Source organism: Paenibacillus sp. FSL R7-0198, assembly GCF_038000415.1.
Classification (GTDB): Bacteria; Bacillota; Bacilli; order Paenibacillales; family Paenibacillaceae; genus Paenibacillus.
The window spans coordinates 4,820,590-4,842,770 of sequence record NZ_JBBOCB010000001.1 but is presented as its reverse complement, the minus strand read 5'-3'; the positions used below and the strand labels follow the sequence as shown (position 1 = coordinate 4,842,770).

Below are 22,181 nucleotides of genomic sequence, written 5' to 3'. Positions count from 1 at the left end.
TACTGTGGAACTTCTTACGCATTGGCTGGGTAAATCCGTCGAATTGGAGCTATCTGGCTGTAAACTACCGATCCAGGGTGAGATCATTGATGTAGGCCAGGATCTGATTGTAGTCTACGGAAACCAGCGATTTGTCTATATTCCACTTCATCATGTTCAATCCATGCATGTCGGCACAGCAGATGATTCAAGTATGATTGTGCCAACACCTGACCCCGAGATGGATCACACCAACATCTCTTACCGCAAAATGCTGATGAACGCCCGTGGACGTTTCAGTGAAATCTCCATCGGAGGGAAAACATTGCATGGTTATATTACAAATATTATGAATGACTACTTCATGTTCTACTCTCCGTTATATCATTCTATCTATGTTTCCATTAATCATCTGAAGTATATTATTCCTTCCCCTACTAACAGCACACCCTACTCCCTTAGTAAGCAACATTTCCCTATGCAACCTTCGTCCATGTCACTCTCCCGTACACTCGATCAGCAACTTCATAAAATGATAGGTGAACTTGTTGTACTCAACCTCGGTTGCAAGCCTTACCGAGCAGGGTTATTGAAAAATGCAGACAGCCACTTGCTTGCGTTGGTAGAAGCGGATGGGACTTCTTTAATTATGCATACCGATCATATCCAAACCATTCATCTCCCTTGAGTATCAGAAGAACACAAAGGTTCATCTGCCTATGGCTGATGAACCTTTTTTTCAAGTTTACTTCCTACCATCTTCTGCCTCCACGGTCACCCCGGTAGTCATCATTCAACTCGCCCAGGCGATCGTACGTCTCCTTATATATCCGAATCACGGCCTGAACTTTGATAAAATCAGCATCCTCAGGTCCAAGTCCCTCCATAAACATTCTCTGAATAATCTGTTGGAAGAACTGCACTCTGGCCTCAATCTGTTCTTGCTCAAGCTGTAATATGTCTTCGAAACTGTGGTTCCCTATGTAATCCATCAACTCATCATCAGGACTGGAATAATCTGCGTTTCTTCGATCTGCAACCCATTCATCCGGCTCGTCGGATTGGAGATTAACACTCGTACGCAGCTGGGATAGGATAATTTTCTCTTTGGCCAACATGACATGAAAATCTTTGTTACGGAGCAGCTCCGATACAATCAGACTGCACATTTCACGATTTTGGATCAGTATGCCGTCAAAAGGATGTAGTGTCCAATTCCCGTTCGCATAATACAGGTTAAAGTTAAAGAACTCACTGCCATATTTGTATTGAATATTAATCTTGGTCTCATCAATAATCTCAAATGAAAAGTCCAGCATGTTCAGCAAGCTCCTTCGCACAACCCCAGATTTTAGCTTTATTCTATCAAATAAATGAAACAAAGAGACGCACTCAGCGTCCCTCGTAGAAAATAAAACCATGTAGTGATGTCCATGCCATATGCAGCGAGTCCCTACTCTATTAACTAATCCAGGAAAGATCCTAATGCACTGGAATCCGGTTTGTTTTTCTCCGGAATAGCAGCAGCCTTCGGCCCTTCCAGACCCAATCGATCGCTCATTTTGGCGTTAAGTGTTGTCATCTTGTTGGTATAGTCGTTACAGCTCTCGATGATCCGGCGATTGGACTGCTCAGACAGATCCAGCGCAGACATTAGATCACCCATCGCTTGATTGACCGCTTCAAGGGACATAGCCGGTTTGGACAACAGTTCATTCGTTTTCTCTGTTGTTGTCTTCAACAATCTGGCGTTCTCCTTGAATTGATCTTCAATCGTCTTATTCGTAGCTTCCACAGCGGAAATGACCTTCTCCTGATCATTAAGAGCCATCGCAATCATGGCCGAAACGGTGATCAGATTTGCTGTTTTATCAATGGCATTATTAACGGAATCAATCAGCTTGTCATTGTTATCATTAATGATGTCAGTAGCTGCGATTGCCTGATTGTACAGCATAATCATCTCTGTCATGGATTGGGTACGTGTTACCACTTTGCGCAATCCACGCTCCAGATGTGCTTTGCGATTCTCGTTCTCAGGCTTGGCAATCTCTGTTTCGAACAATGCTTTCAATTGATTACCAAAGGAGATTTTGGTCTGCAGATTGTATATCTCCTGAATCGAAGAACGTTTCAACTGACGCATGTTCACGATGCTTTCTTCCAGGTTGTCCTTGCCGTCCCGCAACCCGTTAATGATGGCATCAATGTTCGTGCGAACGGATTGATAACGGTATACGTAGTTTTTCAGCGGGCTTTTACGTAACAACTTCCCGACAAAACTCACATTTTTACTCTGCTGCAAACTCTCACATTCATCACGGAGCTTCAGGATCATGTTGGATACCTCTGCCCGATTCCCGGACATCAGTTCATTGACTGGACGATCAAGCAGCTTGAGGGTCTGTCCTGCTCTCTCTTGTGTTTTCACGCCCAACTTGCCGATATCATCCATTAAGGTATCCAGGTGAGCCGGATCACTTTGGGACACTTTCTGAATAAGCTGCGTTGCTTCCTGGTTAATCCGTTGCTCATCTTCCTGCTTCAACTGAGCCCATTCCGTTGCCATGCCAATCCCTCCTATAATTCAGAGCTGTTATACCGTTGATGTATTAGTTCCGCTTTGTTCTGAAGCTCCATTAAGTCTTTATGTTCAATCGTTGATACAATATCCGATATTTTGGAATCTACGTCTCGAAGACCATTCAGCAGCATACGCCGATTATTGCGTTTCGCTTCTCCACTTAAACGCAGAAATGGATTAATAAAACCGTTCAGGTCTTTCAAAATCAGTCTGCGCACCGTATGGTTAATATCCCCGTTGTTTAACTCCTGAAGGGAAGGAATCACACGCTGAAGACGGGCAAACAACGCCAATGATTTCTCCACGATCTCATTATCCAGCTCGTTCTTCTGACCTTCAGAGATGATCATATCCTCCAGAACTTCCAGGTATTCAATCACCGGATCAAATACAGGATCTGGTTCGGTCCGGGAAGACTTCGCTTGTTCTGTGCCCGCATGCTGTGCGGGAGTGGAGCTCGGTTGGGGCTCTGCCAGAGAAGCTTCTCGTGCCCCTGTTGGCACTGTGCTCGGTGCTTGTCCACCATTCAAGCGGGATGGTTCATTTCCGATATCTGTAATGGGTACAGGGGCTGATGACGAACCCTGGACCTGTGTACGTGGCGTGGAACGTGAAGGAATCAATCCCCCGACCACAGTTGCCAGTGCGGGAATTGCCCACGTGATGACATCCGGTAGAAAGGGACTCGAGATTGCCGCGAGACCATAACCGACCAATGCGCCTATACCTATCTTCGTTTTCCGTAACATTACTTGTCCTCCTGCCTTAACAACACATAAAGTGCATATTCAAAAAGTCTGATTTTCAGTACCGAGAAGATGGACTTTTTGAATAACCTCTCATCCGTATTGTAAAAAAACCATCCAGAAGGTGTCAATGTTGAGGAAAATTCTCAGCTAGACGTGGTGTACTCCGCTTACCTTCTGAACGTCGATTATAAATGGCTGTTCGATATGACTTCCCAGTATGCCAAACTTCGGATGAAGTGGTCCAATATCATGGCCAAGTGCAGACTTGACCGCCAGATACGGGAAGTTCACGCCCGACAGACAGGACATGTGCAACCCACCCGACATACGCGGATTGATCTCCAGCAGCTTCGGTGTATCCTTGCGATATTTCATCTGTATATTAAAATTATAAGGAATCCGATATACCTCTGCCACATTGCGGGCAATCGCCAGCAATTCCTCGTTTTCTTCAAGCAAACGCAAACGTCCTCTTTCTTTTCTACGCGGAATAGCCGTTAATAGTTTCCCATTGCGGTCCGAAAGACAATCAATGCTGTATTCATATCCTTCCAGTACCTCCATCACCATGACGTTGGGAAAGGACGGAGCAGAAGAGAAAGCGCGCAGGGCATCTTCATACGAAATGGAGTTAAGCGCATATCCGAACAACTCCTGCAAAGGATCACGCTCATTGTTGATCACCCGGAATCCCATGCCGCCCTCACCATTACATGGTTTGAAGCATACATCATGTCCACGTGCACGCAGCGCCTCATAGGCTTGCTGGAATTGTGCAGCATTACTGACCGTGAAATAATCCGGAATCTCCATAATGCCCTTCTCACGCACCGATTCATAGAAGCGGTCTTTCTCCATCAATTGTTCCAACAATTCCGTGTCCGAGCATACGATAACCCGTGTACCGATCTCTTCGAACAGGGAGATATGTCTGCTGATGTCCAGCATGTTCCAGCGTGGAATAAACACATCAATCTGATGACGACGGCAAAAGTCGAGGCAAAAATCAACATATTCCCGGCCCGTTACACGCGGTTCAACTTCTGCAACATCACAGCCCTGTAATGCCATGTGTCCCGGATCAGGATGAGTACCGTAGATCTCAAATTCCATGCCGTCCTCATTGTCCCGAATTGCATTCATATAATGATACGTTACAGAGAACCAACGGTTGAAGTAAATCTTCATTTTTTTCATTTATACGGTCTCCCTTATCTCGGCATGGTCTATCTGGGTCTGTTGATCGTTATGAATACGGTGGACGTAATCGAGAATCTCATCTGCTGCAAAAGCACCGAATTGATTCGTAAATTGATACGGCACCAGCTCAGGTGCACGCTGTCTCTCCACATGCAGCTCTCCGTGAGATGGAGCAATGGCATGCTGCGCAAAGTCCAGCAAACAGCGATCCAGCAAGGAATCGCCCGAAGCAATTACAGGCACATCGCCAATGCGTTGCCTAATGTGCTCCACTGCAGCTCGTTTGTTCACGGCCGAAGGCACCAGATAGAGCTTCCGACCCTGAATCGAACTCTCCCATCCAAGCGTCTCTAACACCCGAATCTTGTCCGCAATGCGCTCCATAGGAAGCTTGTCACGTTCGATCAGCAATGCAAAGAACAGCTCATCACACAATCGCTGATTAATCACCCATTCCGGGCTCAGTACATCGTCAAACAAATCCAGGATCTCTTCAGGAGTAGCTGCCTGCTGACGAAGCAAAGAACGAATATGCAGGTTCCATTCATCGTCTACCTGACCGTCAACAATGATGTTGCCACCATTACTCGTCACCGCATATTTCGGAATACATTCGGTCTGAAAAATATGAATGCGCCGGTACTGCTCCACGGTACGTGTCGTCACAGGCATAAATACAATGTCTTGTGGCAAAGACTGCAACCGCTCCAGTGCATATGCTGACATAAAAGCGGACAACTTGCCGTTAATCCACTCTGCGGGAACAAGTCCCGGTGTATCTTCGGGAATACGGAGCGCACGACGGGAGTACACCAGCGTCTGGTCCAGATCACTTGCGTAGATCATCATTCTCCTCCACCTCCCAGGAATTGAATAATGCCGCAACAGGAATAGGTTAGTCCGGGATATACCTCAACCGGCACATTTCTGTCTCTGGCGAGCATCATAATATGTTGCAAATCCGGATTATCCAGACGGTCCACAAGAATCTTCCAAGGGACACGGCGCAGTAACACCCGGGTTGTTTCTCCGATTCCAGGTTTGATCAGATTAATGTTCGTAATGCCAAAAGATTGCTGGATGGCCTCGATATCCTGCCAGCCTTTCCAGGTGATTTCCGAAGTATCGGTAGCATTGTCGTCCGAGCGAATCTCCACTTGGTCCATCATTTGCGGAAAATGCTGAGCAATAGTATCCACGTATTGGGTCGACACATCCGCAGAAGACCATTCACGATACCATTTGGCTCCGTGAAAATCTGCCGGCCCGATCAGATCATCGCGTAGTACGGTACGGCTCACCAGTCCCGATACCGTGGAATTCAGACAAGCACTAGGAATAAGATAATCTTCCCTTGTCCCAAAGGTGCCTGAGCATTGACCCGGATCGGCCAATACAGCAAGATCATCATCAAGACTTACACCATAAGTCCGTTCCATTTGGTCACAGGACTCTTTCAGCACTTTGCGAATAGCCCCTTTGCCTGTCCAACCGTCTACAAACTGAATGGCTGTTTCCAGCCCATGCTGCTGTAAAATATATAAAATTGCGTTCTCGTCCATACCCTTGCCACGAATAATTGAAATGCTATAATGCGGAATCGTCACTTTGTATTTCAATTCAATATAACGCTTGATCAGGATGCCTATAGGCGTTCCGGCTCGAGCCAGAGATACCAGCACCAGATTAAGTCCCCTGCGCTCTACAATCTTCTCAGCCACAATGGCGGTATGACGAGCGATTCTTGCAGAGGATTGTTCCAGCGTCTGATGGAACAGCTCGATGTATTCTTTTGTGGGCTGATATTCCACGGGCAGCATCTCCGAATAATGAACCCCGGATTGGATCGCTTGCTCCCGTTCACCCGTTCCCTTTTCCAGATCCACATGGCTGATATCCTTCAGTAGGAAAACAACGTCTGATGCAGCATAACTGCCCATCGGCTCGGGAGACGGAATCTCACGTTGTCTGATTAGCTCCAGTGTAGTTAAGTTCATTGCTCGTTGTCCCCTGTCTTCTCTGGCAAGCCGCAATACACAATATGAATGTGTCCGCATCCCAACTGCTCCAGTGCCTTCACCATCGGTTCCATTCGTTCTTCGGACATCTGTCTCTCCAGCAGAACAAAAATCTCATCATATTGTCCCGGGGCGATGTTATAGATAAAGTTACGAACAGATGCGTCTTCCGGTGAGGCATATCCGGCACCACTACGAACAGCATATCCTGGAGCCGGATGTGTATGGATTGGACTGCGGGTAGTCGATTGATACAACACGCCTTCTCCCATCTCGGCAGCAATACGCATTGGAATGTACATGAACTCCCCTGTTCCCATCACCAACGTCCGTTCTCCCTTACGCTGCGACTGAAGTCGTTCTGCAATCCGGCTAATCTCCTGACGCAATACGCCATTATGACGAGATTGTATACCAAACCTGCCCGTATGCTGGACGTAGCTCGCTGTGCTACGTTTACCTTCACCATCCTCGGAAGTAGCGTGCAGCTGATGGAAGGCATCTGCAACGGTAGAGGTCTGAATCGTCACGGCAGGATAGGATAGCTGCTCATCTTGCTGTGTTGCTTCCAACTGTGGAGTACCCACCACTTCAATACGGCCCTTCAACAGGCTTAACGGTGTAATGGTAATTCCCAATTCAGCTTCCAACTCGGCAAATCGATTCTCGTCCGCTTCCGTACGCCAGTCCAACAGCGAAGCAATCACATACTGCTTCCGGGGGTATCTAACCTGAATATCCCGAATGATATTCAACGTCGTTTTGCCCGTCGTAATCTCGTCGTCCACCAGAACAATCGGACCCTCTCCTGCAAAGGCTTCATGATCCAACGCGTAACAACGATGAGCCATCGCATGGGAATGTTCTTCTTCAAATTGAATATCTGGATGCATCGCTGGAACATATTCGCGAGTGGTGTGAATATAGGAAGCTTGATCAGCAAACATCTCGTACATGCTGTGGCCCAGCGCTGTTGCTGTCTCCGCAAAACCAACAAAACGAATCGTTTCCGGCAAACTCAATTTCTCTTGCAACAACATGCCGTACACTTGCCGAGCTTGCTTGGGATCAATCAAACCTTCGACCATTTCCCGTTTCCACTCGGTGATCTGATCTTTGATCTCTTCCGTCTCCTCAGTCAGGTGCTCATATAACAGAACAGCCAATGCCGCGCCACTCAGAAGCGAGGTATACGGGTTAACCGGTATGTGCTTGCCCAGCAGTCTGCTTACAAACAGAAATGAACGTTTCTTATTAATTCGTGCAGCCATGGAAAATAGAGATTCTAGTGGAAGTTGCAGCGGGTTATGTGTGACCTGAACGTTCAGACTGAATTGATCAAGAATTGGGAACGTAGTTGTGTTGTTGCTCATGCTTGGGCAAGAGCCCGACAAAATGCTGCTGTTCATGTAACACCCCATATATTTGTGATCGGATAAGAATTCGATTCGCCCAGCTCAAGTGTGGTTTAATCTCATTCATTTTGTTATAGTAATTACTTTTGAACACACCCAGGCTACCATCATTACGGGCGATGATGTCTTGTGCATCGGAATATTCCTCATGTGTAACAACGTACATCGCTTGTACAGGCTTAATATGAGAAGGATGAATGATCGTTTTGCCTACAATTCCATTTTCCTTGTCCATCATGACTTCACGCATCAATCCATCCATTGTGTTCGTAATATATTTCATTCTCAGATGCAGCCCTGACTTGCCCAGGGTTTCTTCGAATGGAGTCTGTCGTAATTGAGGTTTGAACACGCGCTCCCGCTGACTGAAATATTCCCAGACAGGACCTGAGATTACATACGGCTTGTCCATCCGTCCAAACAGATTGATAATATCCGAGATGCAGTCACGGATCGTGGCGATATCGTATATGGTCAATTCCGGGCTTCGGCGTAGTCCAAAAAGGCTGGAGAAATCGGTCGCGCCAATGCGTACATTGAGCACATATTCAACATTTTCATCCAGGATGTTTCGAAGGCCCAGTAAGGTCTCCCAACGTGTCTCCCGATATATAATTGAAGCCGTTTCCAATATAGGCATTCCATAGAGAACGGGATAATGATCCGGTTTCCGTTGATTATACTTGCGGATTTGGTCAAAATAGGCTCTTCCATTGCCCACACAAAACTTGGGCAAAGCCACGCCTGTTAGCATGGATACCAATTCTCCCAACGTATCAATGAGACGTTCCAACTGTTGTGGTGAACGCACACGAGCAAACAGAAGAGGCATTTGATCCTGACTCAGCATACCTGTCTCCATATAAGTCATCAGTTGAGTTAGATGCTGTACCAGACACTGCTCGGCAAACTCTACTTGGTCGTCACCCACAGCGTCCTCCAGATCAATAATAATGGTCGTCAGACCTTCATGTTTACCATTCATAATGTCGTCCGCGATATGTGTGCGCGTCGCGGGCATATATAAAGCAGCCCCAACAGCATATGCCAGTAGATCTTTGGAAGTCCGGTGATTGAACGAGACGGGTGAAGAGAAAAATAAAGTATCTTCTTCTTCCAGACTCAAAAAGTTAAAATATTTCAGGGGTGTCTCCTCCTCGCACCTTTGGCAATAGCCAATCTGCAATAGTTGATTCCAGCTGTCGGGGCATAAAAACCAATCCCTCCTAATCTGGAGGGATTGATGGTCTATTATCGAGGATAACGTTGGTCAACAGTATCCTTGCAATGGTGCTGACCGATACAGCGTTTATATATTGAATAAATACAAATGATTATTTTCTTCCCGCAACCCACTGCATTCCCCAATCATGAGCCTCGTCCAACGCCTGATGCCCATTATAGAACTGCACGATTCGTTCAATACTGAATGTCTCATTGTTCACATTGCGTAACATCGCGATGCCACACATGCCAAGCGGGCTCCCGTATTCATTCATTCGAACGATGATATCGGGACCGTCCTTCTGCTGAATGGTTACCACACCGTCTACTTGAGACCAGTTGGCCACACCACCATAAATATAGGTGAATACCAAGATGCGCTCAATTTCCGAGATACGGGCACCATTAATCCGCAGATTCTCTCCCGTCTTAACCGATCCCGTCCGGTCATCCCCATCCAGGGCAATATAAGGGAAACGGTTGAGTGAACCAAACGTCTGTCCCAAGGCCTGAATCACATCTCGTGTACCATCCTTCATCTCGAACAGGCAGCCCAAGTCCAGATCCACACTCTTGCTGCGACCAAATAACCCTTTGCTACCCTGTTGATTCCAGTTGAGGTTAATCAGGATTTCACCAAGTCCCCCCGCATTTTTCTTGAGGTTAATGGTGTCACCCTTCTTCTTCAATTCAATTTTGTTGAAATTGATCGAATTCACAGGAGCAGGCGTCGGCTCTGGTGCGGGTGCCGAGGGTGGCGGAGTCGGTACAGCTGTCGGAGGAACGGTTGAAGTCGTTGTTGCAGGGTCTGATCCACCATCCACATCCACACCAAAGTTAGCGCAGAGTGCATTCAAACCACCTGCAAAACCCGACCCTATTGCATTGAACTTCCATTCTCCGTTATGACGATACAATTCACCGATGACAATCGCGGTCTCCACTGTAAAACCGCTTCCCAGATCATATCTCATCACTTCCTGACCTGTAGCTGCATTGGCAAACCGTAGAAAACCATGCTGAACCTGTCCAAAATGATGGCGTCGTGCTTCACCGTCATGAATCGTCAGGCTGAAGGCGATTTTCTCAATTCGGGCAGGGATTTTGCCAAGATCAATGGCGAATTGTTTCTTCTCGCCACCAACCTGTCCACCATCCATGTACGTGATGAACGAGGTAGAGGGCTGATTATAAAAGATAAAATCCTCATCTCCAGCCACTTTATTGTCTGAACCCAGAAGGAATGCTGATGTGTCCAGCTCTACACCCGAGGCTGCCTCCCAACCAATGCCTACCGTTAGACGGGACAAGCCCGGATTGGTTTTGGTCAGATCACTCTTCTGGCCTTTCACGACAGAAATCGCCATAGCAGAATCACCTTTCTATGCCAAGTTATTGTGCATCCAGTCCGTAATTTTTGCATAAAGCAGATAGTCCACCTGTGAAGCCGCTGCCTACCGCCTGGAATTTCCAGTCCGCACCTGCACGGTAAAACTCACAGAATACCACAGCTGTTTCTGTAGAGTAGTCTTCTCCGAGGTCGAACCGAAGCACTTCCCGATCACTTGCAGCATCTACAACACGAACAAAAGCATTGGAGACTTGTCCAAAATTCTGCCCTCGTCCATCTCCATCGTAGATGGTTACTGTAATACCGATTCGGTGAATGTGCGCAGGGATTTTGCTGAAGTCAACGACAACTTGCTCATCATCGCCATCACCCTCACCCGTACGATTATCACCGGTATGTGTCACTGAACCCGCACCGCCGCTTGGATTGTTGTAAAAAATAAAGTCATCCGTACCTTTGGCTTTTCCATCTTCGTACAACAAAAAAGCCGAAGCGTCCAGGTCAAAATCGACTCCACCACTATATTTGTTTGTGTCCCAACCTAAACCAACTACCACACGGGTAAGGCCCGGATTCGTTTTGGTCAGGTCGATACGTTGTCCTTTGGCAAGACTGATCGTCATTTGTTTTTCCACCTTTCCAAGATATGTGATTAAATGAAAAGGAGAACCGTCCAGGAGACGGTTCTTCCCATCCTGTAAGTCGTTCTGTACGTCCTATTGCAAACCGTAATCGCGTGTCAATCCAACCAATCCATCCTGGTAACCACTACCGATGGCACTGAACTTCCACTCGCCGTTATGGCGATACAATTCACCAACAACTACACCCGTTTCAATGGAGAAGTCTTCTCCCAGGTCAAAACGAATCAGTTCTTCGCTGTTTGCTTCGTTAACGATTCGCACATAAGCACGGGAGACTTGTCCGAAGTTCTGGCTACGTTCTGTAGCTTCGTAGATCGTAATGGAGAATGCAATTTTCTCTACATTGGCGGGTACGTTAGGCAGGTCGATATTGATCTGCTCATCATCACCATCGCCATCTCCTGTACGGTTGTCACCTGTGTGAACAACAGAACCATTTTCATTTTGTGGATTGTTGAAGAAGATGAAGTTTTTCTCGCCTTCTACTTTACCGTTTGCATTGGCACAGAATACCGATACATCCAGGTCAAAGTCTTTTCCGCCATCATACTTATTGGTATCCCAGCCCAAACCTACTGTGATTTTTGTCAAACCTGGGTTCGTTTTAGTCAGATCGATTTTTTGACCTTTAGAGAGATTAATTGCCATCGTATGATCATCCTCGCTTATTTAAGTGTATTGTATTATCGTGACATATGAATATCAGGATTATTGTCGATTTAGGTTAAATCTTGTACTTAGGAGTACCTGCGAGCGAGTTCATTGATATGTACCGCATGGGAACCCTCTCCAATTGCCGAGAATTTCCATTCGCCTCCATGACGATACAATTCACCACAGATCAACGCTGTTGAACCTGTGTAGTTATCGGATAGATTGAACTTCACGAGCTCACTGGAATTTTTACCATCCAGAATACGAATATAAGCCTTCTCAATCATGCCAAAATCTTGCTTGCGATTGACACAATCGTAGATATTAACAACGATTAATACTTTATGAACATCAGCAGGAATACGGGACAGATCCATTTTGATCTGTTCGTCGTCACCGTCTCCCTGTCCTGTTAGATTGTCACCAGAATGGATAACCGAACGACATGCACTTTGCTTGTTGTGGAAGCAAACCAGGTTGGAGTCCTTGACCAACTTGCCTTCCTCATTCAACATGATCGCCGATGCATCACAATCGATATCCGCTTGTTTTTTTCTTCCAAAGAAACCTTTGGCAGTTACCGGGTCCCAACCGAGACCAGCAATCACCTCAGTAAGTCCTGCATTGCCTTTGGTTAAATCAATCTTCTGTCCTTTGACCAAATTAATGCTTGCCACTGATTTTCACCTCCCTTCATATGTAAAATAGCTACTTAGAGATTGAATTCACTCGGGTTCAGTCCAAGTACGATGCATATCTCGGCAACGACTCTTTTCTCCTGATCATCAAAGTTGCCGTCAGCTGAACCAATCGCACTGCATACGCCCACAATAACGCGTCCTACATCCGGCTTGGCTTTGAATTTCCCAATGGCTTTCAGCGCTTCCTGCTTCCCGATCTCTGGAGAGAACTCAAAGTTCGCGACATAATGATTAAAACGTGTAATCACTTCAGCCATATCGAATACTTTCAATTCCTGACTCAGGTTGATATAACCGGCCATCTTGTTCTTTTCCGCTTCGTCAATGGAACCATCTGCAAAAGCAACCAGTGCACACCCTGCAACCACGGCATCCATAAAATCTTTATTTTTAAACTTTTTGACTTGCTCTTCAAGTCCTTGTTTTGTTGAATTTAACCAGCTTTTAAATGAACTCATACTCAACCTCCAATAGTTTCAACCTGGTGTTCCGTACATTCTTTTCAAGATTTTTCAGTAACTTTCATGTCTACATCATGTTGAATATAAGTTAAATTATTCCTTAACTATACTCTGAAATACGGCAATATTCTACATTAAAAAACAATTAATACCTTATGATACGCATCGTTCTGGATATAGTTTCAAGCGGATTTCAAAAAATTGCTCGACACCTCTTTTCTTATTTCCACTCACACACACAACACATAGAACCCTGACCACCGATCGTCCCGGCAGTCAGGGTTCTATGAAATACCTCAGCATATATATATATATTTCGTTCAACTCATTCAAATTCTATTCAATATTACTATTCCTTTCCGTAAATCTCCTCTACACGTTCTTCCTCATTGGTAGACAACAGAACATTAAGCAACCCCATGGCATTATTGGCATCGGTTCTCGTCGTCTTATACATCTCGGTAAACGCCGCTTCATCCTGCTCCGGGTCCATCGCAGCAAGCTTGCCCCATGACGTGCGGGCTTTGTCGTATAACGTACTCAACGTAATATCACGCGGATGTTGTGCAACAGGTGCCATGGATTCAAATTTCGCTGTGACTCTGAAGAAATCCATCGAATCCTGGAACGATGTACTGCTATAATCCTTATTTTTCATCGCATCTTCGGTAATCAGCAGGCCTTCACGGGCGATAAACAGTGTTTTCACCATGGCACGCTCCAGATTGGTTGCTTCTTCCCAAGTTATATAAGATTCGTCAGGTGCTTGTACGGTTGTGAAAAATGGAAAGGCATCATCAATCAACCGCTGCGAATCGGAATGAATCGGCACCCCTGCATTCATGTCCACAACGGCATCGCTATAATTGGCTACATTAATATTTTTGGAACCTGCCTCACTGACCCGACGCACCGGATAATCATTCAGAGGGACACGGATATAACCAAGTTTATCCGCATACTGCTGCTTCAACTCTTCCAGTGTGGAGTCCTTTCCAATCTTGCCGTCGTCAGCTGAAGAAGATTCTTTTGCGGCTGAACCTGTCTCCTCACTCCCATTCGAACCGGTTGCTGCGGTTTCTGTTACGGCAGCATTCGTGCTGCTTGTTTCTGATGAAGCAACTTCTGTACCGGAAGCAGACTCCGGCGAAGACGTGTCTTTCGCTCCGCCACCACAAGCTGTCAGAATCGCTGCCAAACCAAGCATCACTGTGAACGTCTTTATCGTATAATTCCATTTCATCGTATAATCTTCCCCTATCGTATGTATATTCCTGAGAACCATTAACCTCTGCTCCAAGACTTGAACACTCACTTACAAAAATATCCTTTCATATAACATGCTTGATTCACACAATTGGACATGGTCTACATTCTATCATAAGTTAAAAATCGGTTGTATACGACGATATACCTGTGTCTAAAGCCTTTTACTATGCGCGCATTAACTACCACCGCAACACAAAAACACTGCCGTCCATATGGACAACAGTGTTCGTGAAACGTAATTATTTGATCCCTTTAGCCTTCTCCATATGCTCTGACCGAATCTGAGGATCGGTGGAATTGACCGAAGATAACAGAGCGTAGATCGCCTGGATATCCTTCTCTTGAAATACGGTTTCGGGAACCTCTGTCTCAAGTCGTTCTGTCTTGCGCTGAATCGTTTCCACCAATTCATGATCGTAGATGATCAGTTCGTCCGAATTCACATACCTCACAGCAGGATCAACACTGATGCGGCAACGGTTGGTAAAGGTCACCATGGAGACGAGGCGTACTCTTTTGTAGTCTCCGAGGTGTGCATGGATAGCTTCCACATGGGCACGATGCTGCATGAGTGGATTGTACATTTTGACCCGGCTGCTGCTGACCGACCAATTGGCCTCTCTTCTTCCACCGCGAATCTCACCTGTCGTCAGATTTCTGGTTTCGATCACAAAGATTGCCCGAGGGCCGATCACAACATGATCAATCTGCGAATAACCGGAGCGTGACTTCGGATTGGTAACGAGCAGGTCGTTCAGCACTTTATATTGACTTGGAAGACCTATCAGCTGATCTGCTGTACTAGGCTCCTCCGGCTGGCGTGTCCAATCCCCTTCCGCTTTTTTCTTGCGTTTACTTCGGACCATACGCGGGGGAATGGTTGTCGTCGCTGGTAACGCTGAAGCGGAGGCTGTAATCTGGTTCGCAAGCTCTGGTTGTGTCTTGAACAGAGACAGGATTTTCTTGAACATGGGCAAGCTCCGTTCTATTATAGTGTGGGTTACGGGTGACCATTACAGGAGGAATAACATCCTTTGACACATTCATTATGTAAACTTCTATTACTTATGTCGGATAAAGCGGGGTAAAAATAAAGGGTAAACGATCAAAATCTCTCCAATACGCATAGCACATATGAACATTTAACCAATTCCGTGACTTTAGACGCATAAATAAACCGCAAAATTGAAAAAAACAGCGCAACCCTTTCCTGAATAGAAAAAGAATACGCTGCTGTTCTCTTGGTTGTTAAGCCTGAAGATAATAGGTGTAGAGCACCTGAGTACCCTTCTCTTCCAGACCATTATTCGCTATTTCCTGATACAGAGATTCGGCCAGAGCCAGCCCAGGCGTTTTCATGCCCATCGCTTTTGCAGACTCCAGTGCAATTCCCATGTCTTTGATAAAATGTTTCACATAGAATCCAGGCTCATAATCGCCTGCGATCATGCGCGGACCGAGATTGCTGAGCGACCAGCTTCCGGCTGCACCGGTAGCAATACTCTTCAGCACGGTCTCCGCGTCCAGACCAGACGTCTTGGCATAGGCAAGTGCTTCGCATACGCCCATCATGCCAGAGGCAATGGCAATCTGGTTGCACATTTTGGTATGCTGTCCGGCTCCCGCCTTGCCTTGCAGCACAATGTTGGTGCCCATCTGCTCAAACAGCGGACGCACAGCTTCAAAGGCCTCCGAACTACCACCAACCATAATGGACAGCTTCGCATTCTGCGCTCCGATATCGCCGCCCGACACAGGCGCGTCCAGTGCATGCAATCCTTTGGCTTCCGCAGCTTCAAAGATTTGTGCAGCCAGTAACGGACTTGAGGTCGTCATATCAATCAGATATGAACCCGGTTTGGCATTCGCTACGAGTCCATCCTCACCGAGATAAATCTCCTCCACATCCTTCGGATACCCCACCATCGTGATGATGACATCACACGCAGCAGCCAGTTTGCCTGGTGTGTCATGCCATACGGCACCCTCTTTCACCAACGCTTCCGCTTTGGCAGCAGTTCGCGTGTACACATGCAGCGGATACCCTGCTCTCTTGATGTGCCCAGCCATGCTTTTACCCATCACGCCTGTACCAATAAAGCCAACTTTTGTCTCTCCAGGTGCCTTCGTTGTATTTGTCATCGTAGGTTTCCTCCCTATTTTCCCTATTTCTCTATGCTTCGCTCAGTGCTTGTCTTCGACATTGCTATATCTGTATGTTAAAGCTTTCTGCGTAGTCCGTCCATATTGCTTGCAGCTTTCTGTGAAAAAATCTGAAAAAGGAATCAACTTCCTGTATGCTGTACAACCTAACGGAAACTTCCTTCATTGGAAAGGAGGATTCCCATGAGTCGTGAAAAAGGTCAAATTACCATCTGGTTGTCCTTTTCCATTATTTTATTAAGTGCCGGACTGGTCTGCCATGTCTTGTCCATTCCAGCCATTCTCGAAGCAGCAGGCAGGGATGGATGGTTGTCTGTCGTGGCGGCTGCCCCTTTTTTCATGTTGTTTCTATGTATGATGTATATCATCATTCGGCGTGTACGTGGACAGCGGCTAACAGATTGGATTACGCGAGAATTCGGACCGATTCCTTCCTGGATCTTCCGAATCTCCGCTTCCATTCTGCTGTTCACGCTTGGTACACATACGCTGTATGAGACAACCAACTGGACGGTTTCCACTTATCTTCAATTCACACCTCCCTATGTTCTGGCAGGTGGCGGAGCACTGGTTGCTGCCTGGGCAGCGGCCAAGGGCATACGCTCCATTGCGATGACTTCCAGTTTGCTGCTGCCCTTTGTCATTTTGCTTGGTTATTTTGTAATGTCCGCCAATATGAAATACAAAGACTACAGTCTATTGTTCCCGATTATGGAGAACGGCATGGGTCCCGTGTGGCGGGGCATGATCTACTCTCTTGCCGGGCTTATGGAAATCTGGATTCTTATGTTGTTCCAACATGAAATCAAAGGCAAAATACGTTGGTGGTATGTTCTGATCCTCGGCATTTTTATGCTCAGTATGGCGATCGGACCAACCATCGGGGCCATCGTGGAATTTGGTCCTGAAGAAGCAGCCAAACAACGAAACAGTCCCTATGAGCAATGGAAACTTGTAAATATCGGCAAGCTGCTGCAACACGTTGATTTTTTGTCCATCTATCAGTGGCTTAGTGGTTCCTTTGCAAGGGTGGCCATATCCATGTATCTCATAGTGGATCTGCTGAATTTCCGCAGACCAAAGAAACGATATATCGCAATTCTCACCATTACCGTCATCATGAGCTTCATGGCGATGCAATGGTGGCGCATTGATTACGTGGATTATTATGTGGATCATATTCAGTTCCCGGTCATGCTCGCTTATGTATCCATCGTTACCGTAATATTGACCATTGCCGCATTAATCCATAAAAAGGACAAGGAGGCTCCCGATCATGCCGATCTCAACCCAGCCCAAGAATAATCCTGACGTTGAACCGTTCCGAATGAACGAGCATAACCTGAATACCTTTTTTGTCGGATCTGATGATGTCATCATCAATAGTCATATGATCGGAGAACCTCCGATGCAACTCCTTATGACCTATTGCAGCGGTATGGTAGATAGTGAAGCGATCTACGATATTATTCTCCCGGAACTCAAACGAACATATGAAAATACACACTTTATCCGTACATCCGACATTGAAAAGTGCATCAGCCTGGATTGGACCCGAATGGATCTGCAAGATCCGGCATTTGGAACTGAACTGATGTCTCTCCGTGTTTTTGAAGGCCATATGTTGATCTGTATTCCTTCCCTGCAAACCATGTGGAGTATTGATATATCTAACATCCCTACTCGAACACCGGAGGAATCGACCACCGAAGTTTCGATCCGCGGGGCAAGAGATGGATTCATTGAACCACTCGCCGTAAATGTTGCCTTGATACGCACCCGTCTGCGTACGAACCAACTGGCCTGTAATATCGAACTGATCGGTACACGTTCTGCAACCAAGGTGGCATTGATGTATATCAAAAATATCGCCAATCCGGAGCTGATCGAAGACGTCCAGGATCGGTTGCGTAAGATTGAGACCGAACGCATCTTGACCGCCAATGAACTGGAAGAATTGCTGTCGCCTTCGAAGATTACTTTGTTTCCCGTTACCCATTATACAGGTAGGCCTGACTTTGCTGCAGAATGTCTCCTGAACGGACGTTTTATCCTCATTGTAGACGGCAATCCCAGCGCCATTATTGGGCCAGTCAATCTGTTTCTTTTGCTCAAATCACCGGAGGATGCCAGCTTTCCCTTCTTGCCTGTGAACGTAGGACGGATGCTGCGCTTTCTTGGCCTGATGATCACCGTGTTCCTGCCCGGATTCTATATTGCGCTGACATCCTTTCATATGGATCAGATCCCCTTTCCTCTAGTTGCAACGATATCGGTTGGACGCATGGGACTTCCAATGGAATCGGGAGTGGAGATGTTTCTCATTATGCTGCTAATGGAGCTGTTCCGAGAGGCGGGGGTACGTTTACCAAGTGCCATCGGCCAGACACTAACTGTCGTTGGAGGGTTGATCATCGGGGATTCCGCCATTCGAGCCGGCATGGTCTCTCCCCTCATGATTGTCATCATTGCAGTTACCGTCGTAGCTGGTGCAACCATTGTGAATCAGGTCATGACCAGTTCTGTGCTGATCCTTCGGTTCCTTTGTTTTGTCCTGGGGGCATCCCTCGGCATCTATGGGTTCATCCTGTCGTTGATTCTGTTCCTCATCTACCTGACCGATCTCAAATCATTTGGCATTCCGTATCTCACGCCGTTAACACCGCTTCATTTCAAACAAGCGATAGCTTCATTATTCAAACTGCCAAAGGGGTTAGGTAAACGAAGACCCGTCTATCTTGAGACTCAAGAACCGCGTAAGAAAGGAAACGGACGATGAAACACTTGTTACAGCGATGTTTGCTGGGTCTGTTAAGCCTATTGATGTGCGTGATGACGAGTGGATGCTGGAGTGCCTTTGAAATCCAACAGGTGGACTACGCCAAAGCATTTGGGATTGATTATAAGGACGGCATGTATCACCTGTATGTTCAAACACTGGATTTTGCCAGTGTCGCCAAAAGTGAAAGTTCAACTAAAAGTGCAGATACACCGCCTGTATGGGTCGGACATGCCGAAGGGAAAACGATGAGTCTGGCGCTGAACGAACTGTTCCGTACGGCTCAATTACACATGGCTTGGGGGCATGTGACAGCCATCGTTATGGCCGAAGGTGTGCTCACCAGCAAACACATCAAAGAAGTGTTCGACATGCTGGGACGGTTTCCAGAATCCCGTTATACAACCTGGGTGTATGGAACACGCGAGCCTCTGGAGAAAATTCTGAGTGCAACGTCCATCTACAATATGTCGCCACTGGACAGTATTCTTCACAACCCGCTCCCGACGTACCTGGAAGAATCGTTGTATCCGCCTGTCCTTAGCTTCAAACTCATTGCAACACATAATGATCCGGCTACAACGACGTATCTGCCGAGTATTGCATTGAACGATACCCAGTGGGCAGAGAACGAGAAGAAACATGATTTGTTTCTGGTGGAAGGGGCCTTTTTCGAGAAGACTGGCTATGACTTTGAATACTTTCCACGCAGTCAGCTTCCCGGTTATCACTGGCTGATCAAGGACATGCGACGGGCCCCCTTACTAGTCCAGAAAGATGGAACGATCTACGGGGCGCTCAGTGTGGGGTTGCCAAAGATCAAAATTAAACCTGTCATTCAGGGTGAAGACGTTACGTTCAACATTGATGCCCACTACCTAACTGCCCTGTACGAATACCTGGTGCCCACTTCTTATGAAGAGATGATCCAGATCAGTGAAGTGAAGTTGCGGGAGCAGATCATGCAGACCTATCGTCACGGCCTTGAGCGTGGTGTGGATATTTACGGTCTTCAGGAGAAGCTGTATCGCAAAAATCCGAAACTCTGGCGTAAGTTATCCAACAATGGGAGTAAGATGATGCTTACGGAAGACTCGATTCAAGATCTGAAAATCCACCTCACCATCCCGTATACAGGGAAATATAAACGGAAAGTGTAGGAAACGCGTAAAACACCCCTTGTCCGTCTGGAGCCGGATAAGGGGTGTTTGTGTAGATGGATGTAGTTCGTTTGCAGTTCGGGTCATGCGGATCTATGACTGTGAAGTCTCCATTCCATTAGCCAGCCTATCAATATGGAGAAAGATAGGCAGAACAGTAGGATCGGCACGTTGTAAAACAGTGTGTTCGTGTATTGGTTCAGCCAGCCAAAACGGTACACTGCCGAATTCGGATCATTCGTAAATCCATTGAGTTGCATTCGTAAGTCATCGATAATACGTAACTCCAGAAAGACTGACAACACACACAGTAGGAGAGCAACCAGGGGTACACAGACATGTACCTTTCCTCCCCAGCGCTGACGCTGATCATATAACCACCATTTGGACAAAGTTGTCGTCCAAATACATAGAATCAGGAAGGTCAAAAGAGATGGAGCTAACACTAGAAGTCCCAGGTTACCGTTACCAGACACGCCTCTACCAGGCTCATGTTGGAAGGTTAATCCACGAACAGCGCCGATCATGAGTACATTCCATATGAGGAAGATGAAGTACGGCTTGTTGATTCTTTTTAAGCGACTCATATTTGCTTCCCCCTAATCCTTGTACGTTTGCCTATTCTAAATTGACTTTCACTTCTTATAATAATACATTACCCGCAACCGAGTAGTCAGAATTAATGTCTGGGGAATGAGCACAAAGACAATATATATAAGTACAATTAACCATAGATGTGCGGCAAAATGTTCTGCGCCGAACGATGGTTTCGGACGTTCAATCCAATACCACCAGCACGGGATGGCAATAAACCATGTCAATCCCGTCGAGAGGAACATGTCCTTTACATCGCTCCATAGAAAGCAGAACACCGCGACGAACAAAATAGGACCTGTCCAAGAATCCAATATCGGGCCCCAGCTCTGGAATACAAAGATAATGGCAGGATACAAAAGATTTATGGTCCAGCGCCATATGTTATTAGTATAAAGATTCATAAAGCTTCTCACCTCATTACATAACGTTGCAATTGTAACTTCACTTATTGGGGTCATTTGCTACACTACTATCACTTTGATTATCCGTAGCCAAAAGTATGTACGCTCCATTTATAAAGGATATTATGGGAAAGAAATGAAAAGATGAGGCATGATATTGGATATTATTGCTCATACTACCTTCAGGAAATTATCGAAGGAGTGACAGCATGAGGTTAAAAAGGTTCATCGCCGTTGGAGCTGTGTTAACTTGCTCAACTCTGTTATGGGGCTGTGGCAATGGTACTACGAATAATGCTTCCAAACAACAGAATGACACCGTTCGGTCGGAGAGTTGGAGCGATCCCAAACGACTGGAAGCTTCTCATCTTGAGGCACTTGAGCGCATGGAGAAGGATCACATCCACCGAATGGTTTCGCTTAGCGCAAGTACAGATGGAGACAAAGTGATGACCACACTTGAACGTTCGAGCCAAAAGTTGGAGGAAATGAGACCACTCGCCGAAATGCTCCAACATGAAGGACATCCGGCATTATTACAGCGAATTCAAGACATGTCCGGTGATATCCAAGGTTCCAAATCCGTCATTGCTGAGATGAAAAATTTGCCTCAGGACGGTAAAATTAAGATCCAGTCCGAGAATTCTGATTCCTTGCATCACATCAGCAGCTTCCGCGATTACCACCAGTATATCCAAGAGAAAATTCAAAATTTGAACAGGAACACTACTGATACACACTAATCAGTTATAGTACTGCTTACCCAAGGGAGTAAATAGTTAGGTGGGAGGATTACTTCCTATCTGACTATTTACTTGTGAGCAGATATAGA

The 22,181-nt window shown here is 46.3% G+C and carries 23 protein-coding genes; 5 read left to right on the top strand and 18 right to left on the bottom strand.

The window, feature by feature from the left end; all coding sequences use genetic code 11:
• Window positions 1–4 precede the first annotated feature (4 nt).
• Window positions 5–667 carry a DUF2642 domain-containing protein gene (locus MKY87_RS21005; protein ID WP_338591410.1) on the top strand — a complete coding sequence of 221 codons (663 nt, stop codon included), beginning with the start codon at window positions 5–7 and terminating at the stop codon, window positions 665–667.
• 64 nt (window positions 668–731) lie between these two features.
• Here the strand turns inward: MKY87_RS21005 and MKY87_RS21000 are convergent, their stop codons facing one another.
• From MKY87_RS21000 to MKY87_RS20925, 16 genes are all read right to left on the bottom strand, one after another.
• On the bottom strand, window positions 732–1,298 hold the full coding sequence (locus tag MKY87_RS21000) for a hypothetical protein (protein ID WP_340966022.1): 567 nt from the start codon (window positions 1,296–1,298) through the stop codon (window positions 732–734).
• Window positions 1,299–1,444: 146 nt separating this feature from the next.
• The gene (locus tag MKY87_RS20995; RefSeq protein ID WP_036606281.1) at window positions 1,445–2,548 is read right to left on the bottom strand and encodes a toxic anion resistance protein; all 1,104 of its coding nucleotides are present in this window, start codon (window positions 2,546–2,548) and stop codon (window positions 1,445–1,447) included.
• An 11-nt stretch (window positions 2,549–2,559) separates the two neighbouring features.
• Entirely contained in the window at window positions 2,560–3,312 is a 753-nt protein-coding gene (locus MKY87_RS20990) for a hypothetical protein (RefSeq protein WP_338591402.1), read from the bottom strand.
• A gap of 147 nt (window positions 3,313–3,459) precedes the next feature.
• Window positions 3,460–4,509, bottom strand: a complete 1,050-nt coding sequence (locus tag MKY87_RS20985) for an ATP-grasp domain-containing protein (RefSeq protein WP_124117250.1) — start codon at window positions 4,507–4,509, stop codon at window positions 3,460–3,462.
• On the bottom strand, window positions 4,510–5,358 hold the full coding sequence (locus MKY87_RS20980) for a hydrolase (protein ID WP_340967507.1): 849 nt from the start codon (window positions 5,356–5,358) through the stop codon (window positions 4,510–4,512). It lies immediately after the preceding gene.
• A complete protein-coding gene (locus MKY87_RS20975; RefSeq protein WP_340966020.1) occupies window positions 5,358–6,509 on the bottom strand; it encodes a cysteine protease StiP family protein in 1,152 nt (383 codons plus the stop codon). The genes MKY87_RS20980 and MKY87_RS20975 overlap by 1 nt, the downstream gene beginning before the upstream one ends.
• On the bottom strand, window positions 6,506–7,801 hold the full coding sequence (locus MKY87_RS20970) for a phosphoribosyltransferase family protein (RefSeq protein WP_340967505.1): 1,296 nt from the start codon (window positions 7,799–7,801) through the stop codon (window positions 6,506–6,508). The genes MKY87_RS20975 and MKY87_RS20970 overlap by 4 nt, the downstream gene beginning before the upstream one ends.
• A gap of 67 nt (window positions 7,802–7,868) precedes the next feature.
• Window positions 7,869–9,071 carry an HpcH/HpaI aldolase/citrate lyase family protein gene (locus tag MKY87_RS20965; protein ID WP_051449850.1) on the bottom strand — a complete coding sequence of 401 codons (1,203 nt, stop codon included), beginning with the start codon at window positions 9,069–9,071 and terminating at the stop codon, window positions 7,869–7,871.
• 208 nt (window positions 9,072–9,279) lie between these two features.
• A complete protein-coding gene (locus tag MKY87_RS20960; RefSeq protein WP_340966018.1) occupies window positions 9,280–10,536 on the bottom strand; it encodes a TerD family protein in 1,257 nt (418 codons plus the stop codon).
• Window positions 10,537–10,561: 25 nt separating this feature from the next.
• The gene (locus tag MKY87_RS20955) at window positions 10,562–11,143 is read right to left on the bottom strand and encodes a TerD family protein (protein WP_340966017.1); all 582 of its coding nucleotides are present in this window, start codon (window positions 11,141–11,143) and stop codon (window positions 10,562–10,564) included.
• Window positions 11,144–11,236: 93 nt separating this feature from the next.
• Entirely contained in the window at window positions 11,237–11,812 is a 576-nt protein-coding gene (locus MKY87_RS20950) for a TerD family protein (RefSeq protein WP_062837432.1), read from the bottom strand.
• A gap of 89 nt (window positions 11,813–11,901) precedes the next feature.
• A complete protein-coding gene (locus MKY87_RS20945; protein WP_062837433.1) occupies window positions 11,902–12,495 on the bottom strand; it encodes a TerD family protein in 594 nt (197 codons plus the stop codon).
• Between the two features lie 35 nt (window positions 12,496–12,530).
• On the bottom strand, window positions 12,531–12,977 hold the full coding sequence (locus MKY87_RS20940; RefSeq protein ID WP_036606259.1) for a tellurite resistance TerB family protein: 447 nt from the start codon (window positions 12,975–12,977) through the stop codon (window positions 12,531–12,533).
• Window positions 12,978–13,329: 352 nt separating this feature from the next.
• Window positions 13,330–14,223, bottom strand: a complete 894-nt coding sequence (locus MKY87_RS20935) for a hypothetical protein (RefSeq protein WP_340966015.1) — start codon at window positions 14,221–14,223, stop codon at window positions 13,330–13,332.
• Between the two features lie 265 nt (window positions 14,224–14,488).
• The gene (locus tag MKY87_RS20930; RefSeq protein WP_253430802.1) at window positions 14,489–15,220 is read right to left on the bottom strand and encodes a nuclease-related domain-containing protein; all 732 of its coding nucleotides are present in this window, start codon (window positions 15,218–15,220) and stop codon (window positions 14,489–14,491) included.
• A 277-nt stretch (window positions 15,221–15,497) separates the two neighbouring features.
• Window positions 15,498–16,391: an NAD(P)-dependent oxidoreductase gene (locus tag MKY87_RS20925; RefSeq protein WP_340966013.1), complete on the bottom strand. Its 894-nt coding sequence runs from the start codon at window positions 16,389–16,391 to the stop codon at window positions 15,498–15,500.
• Between the two features lie 204 nt (window positions 16,392–16,595).
• Here MKY87_RS20925 and MKY87_RS20920 point away from each other — a divergent pair, with 204 nt between their 5' ends.
• The 3 genes from MKY87_RS20920 to MKY87_RS20910 are packed head-to-tail and all read left to right on the top strand — an operon-like array spanning window position 16,596 to window position 20,351.
• Complete coding sequence (locus tag MKY87_RS20920; protein WP_340966009.1) at window positions 16,596–17,717, top strand: GerAB/ArcD/ProY family transporter; 1,122 nt, start codon at window positions 16,596–16,598, stop codon at window positions 17,715–17,717.
• Entirely contained in the window at window positions 17,689–19,191 is a 1,503-nt protein-coding gene (locus MKY87_RS20915) for a spore germination protein (protein WP_340966008.1), read from the top strand. The genes MKY87_RS20920 and MKY87_RS20915 overlap by 29 nt, the downstream gene beginning before the upstream one ends.
• Window positions 19,188–20,351, top strand: coding sequence for a Ger(x)C family spore germination protein (locus tag MKY87_RS20910; protein WP_340966005.1), 1,164 nt, complete (start codon window positions 19,188–19,190; stop codon window positions 20,349–20,351). Before MKY87_RS20915 ends, MKY87_RS20910 begins: the two co-directional genes overlap by 4 nt.
• A gap of 83 nt (window positions 20,352–20,434) precedes the next feature.
• Here the strand turns inward: MKY87_RS20910 and MKY87_RS20905 are convergent, their stop codons facing one another.
• Both MKY87_RS20905 and MKY87_RS20900 read right to left on the bottom strand, forming a co-directional pair.
• On the bottom strand, window positions 20,435–20,938 hold the full coding sequence (locus MKY87_RS20905; RefSeq protein ID WP_340966004.1) for a hypothetical protein: 504 nt from the start codon (window positions 20,936–20,938) through the stop codon (window positions 20,435–20,437).
• Between the two features lie 48 nt (window positions 20,939–20,986).
• Entirely contained in the window at window positions 20,987–21,349 is a 363-nt protein-coding gene (locus tag MKY87_RS20900) for a hypothetical protein (protein ID WP_340966002.1), read from the bottom strand.
• A gap of 209 nt (window positions 21,350–21,558) precedes the next feature.
• Here MKY87_RS20900 and MKY87_RS20895 point away from each other — a divergent pair, with 209 nt between their 5' ends.
• A complete protein-coding gene (locus tag MKY87_RS20895; protein ID WP_340965999.1) occupies window positions 21,559–22,092 on the top strand; it encodes a hypothetical protein in 534 nt (177 codons plus the stop codon).
• The last annotated feature ends 89 nt before the right edge of the window (window positions 22,093–22,181 follow it).